Source organism: Escherichia sp. TW14182 (assembly GCF_000208525.1).
Lineage (GTDB): Bacteria > Pseudomonadota > Gammaproteobacteria > Enterobacterales > Enterobacteriaceae > Escherichia > Escherichia ruysiae.
Genome location: NZ_AEJZ01000479.1, coordinates 1 through 2,075, shown reverse-complemented (window position 1 = coordinate 2,075; position 2,075 = coordinate 1). Strand labels below are relative to the sequence as shown.

Annotated in this window: 3 protein-coding genes; all 3 read left to right on the top strand. The window is 41.8% G+C overall.

The features are described from left to right. Window positions 1–178 (top strand): RusA family crossover junction endodeoxyribonuclease (locus EQY_RS0123465; RefSeq protein ID WP_038809395.1); only part of this gene is annotated, 178 nt, incomplete at its 5' end. Beyond that, window positions 175–996, top strand: coding sequence for an antitermination protein (locus EQY_RS0123460; RefSeq protein WP_000762930.1), 822 nt, complete (start codon window positions 175–177; stop codon window positions 994–996). The genes EQY_RS0123465 and EQY_RS0123460, both read left to right, overlap by 4 nt. 259 nt (window positions 997–1,255) lie before the next feature. After that, window positions 1,256–1,972, top strand: coding sequence for an OB-fold protein (locus EQY_RS0123455; protein WP_000549316.1), 717 nt, complete (start codon window positions 1,256–1,258; stop codon window positions 1,970–1,972). The last annotated feature ends 103 nt before the right edge of the window (window positions 1,973–2,075 follow it).

Genomic DNA, 2,075 nt, shown 5'->3' with positions numbered 1-2,075 from the left:
CCGTCGTGACCTGGACAATATCCTGAAAGCACTACTGGATGCGCTGACGCATGCGGGACTACTCATAGACGACGAGCAGTTTGATGAAATTAATATTGTGCGCGGTCAGCTTGTTCCTGGTGGACGACTGGGCGTGAAGATTTATGAAATAATGCATGACGGGCAGGTCAATAAATGAAGCTGGAAGATTTACCGAAATACTACTCCCCAAAGTCGCCTGGCCTGACTGATGCATCTGTCTCGACGTCAAAAGATGCGCTGAGCATCACTGATGTGATGGCTGCGCAGGGTATGACACAAAACCGTGCTGAGATGGGGTTTTCTGCGTTCCTGGGGAAAATGGGCATTAGTATGAATGACAGGGCGCGGGCAACAGAATTACTGGCAGATTATGCATTAAGTCAGTGCGATCGTGTGGCTGCGTTAAGAAAACTTCCGGCAGAGATAAAACCGGCAGTGATGCGCATTATGGCTTCGTATGCTTTTGAGGATTATGCCCGCAGTGCAGCGAGTAAAAAGCAGTGCCCTTGTTGCCGGGGGAAAAAATTTATTGAAAGCGAAGTTTTTACAAACAAGGTTCAGTATCCGGATGGCAAGCCGCCAGTATGGGCAAAGTGTACGAAAGGTGTGTATCCGTCTTACTGGGAAGAATGGAAAAAAATCCGGGAGTTGGTGAAAGTTTCCTGCCCGGTATGCAAGGGGAAAGGAGAGATTTCCACTACCTGTAAAGATTGCCGTGGACGCGGTGTTGCCATTCATCGTGAAGAGTCGGAAAAACAGGGCGTACCAGTTTTCAGAAACTGTCAGCGTTGTGGTGGTCGTGGCTATGAAAGGCTGCCATCAACGGAGGCATTTAATGCCATATGCAAAGTGACGAGTGCTATCACGCTTGATACGTGGAAAAAATCAGTGAAATGCTTTTACGATACATTGGTGGTTCGGTTTGACATTGAAGAGGCATGGGCAGAGCAGCAGTTAAAGAGGGTAACGCGATAGTGTTGTTGATTTTTCCCGAATCTGTGGTAAATTTGCCCTAACGATGGGCGTTTTATGCCTGACGTTAGAAAGGTTTCTACAACCCGCCGCCGAGCGGGTTTTTTGTTGTGATAGATTCCAGGTGGCATTCATCAGTGAATCTTGGTTAATGTGTGCTGCTATGTGTTAAAAGATGTCAATTTGTTATTGACTGATATCAAATTATGGAATGATGAATATCATTACTATTGAAAATCCGTTGTTTCAATAGGTGATATTTATGCATAAACTAATTAAATTGCTTTCACTTTTTATTGTACTCTCGATGTCTCAGTCTTATGCCGCTGATAATGAATACATAAGTGCCAGCAACAGCAAGGCGTTTTCATTTTTTTTGCCCACAGGGCAAGCAATGGCTATCCAGTATCTTGATGGACTTAAAAGATATTCGGTAAATGAGATTATAGATGATTTCAATAATAACGAATTGAGAGCGAAGAAAAAGTATAAAGATATATTCATCATAAACTCAACAGTGCGGGCGATTAAGCAAGATTTTGATGATAGATTTTTTGTTCTGCTAAGGGATGATGATGGTGGATTTGAGTCGCTTTATGCTTACTATGATAAGAAATCAGAAGGTGAGCTAGCGTTCCTTAACGAAGGCGATAATGTGGAATTTATTTGCTCCAATGTTGAAAATATAATTATGCCAAGAGCAGAGTGTTTTTCTATCGCTTTAAATCTTGAATCTCAAAACATTCAGGGAAACCATATAAGATTTTTTGATAATGCTTATAAGTTGCAAAACACTTATAAGGCCACAAAAATAACATTTATACTTTATTCTCTTCTGAAGGATAAAATTGAAAAGGACTGCGAAGAATCCATTGAAGCATGTAACCTGGCTGCCAGGAAGTTTACAGATAATGGCGCATTACTTGACTCTATGCTTGAACCTTATGCGGACATGTTAAGTAAAATCGGTAACAATTAACAAGGTTACATTCCAGCCATCCTGCCAGGGCTGTTTTTTACCTCATTTACATCTATTGCTTGCTGGCTTTTTAGACAAGAGTTATTGGTATGTCACGTTAACC

Bases quoted from the DNA above. Each gene is read 5' to 3' on its own strand.
- EQY_RS0123460 (WP_000762930.1), top strand. From the start codon at position 175: ATGAAGCTGGAAGATTTACCGAAATACTACTCCCCAAAGTCGCCTGGC.
- EQY_RS0123455 (WP_000549316.1), top strand. From the start codon at position 1,256: ATGCATAAACTAATTAAATTGCTTTCACTTTTTATTGTACTCTCGATG.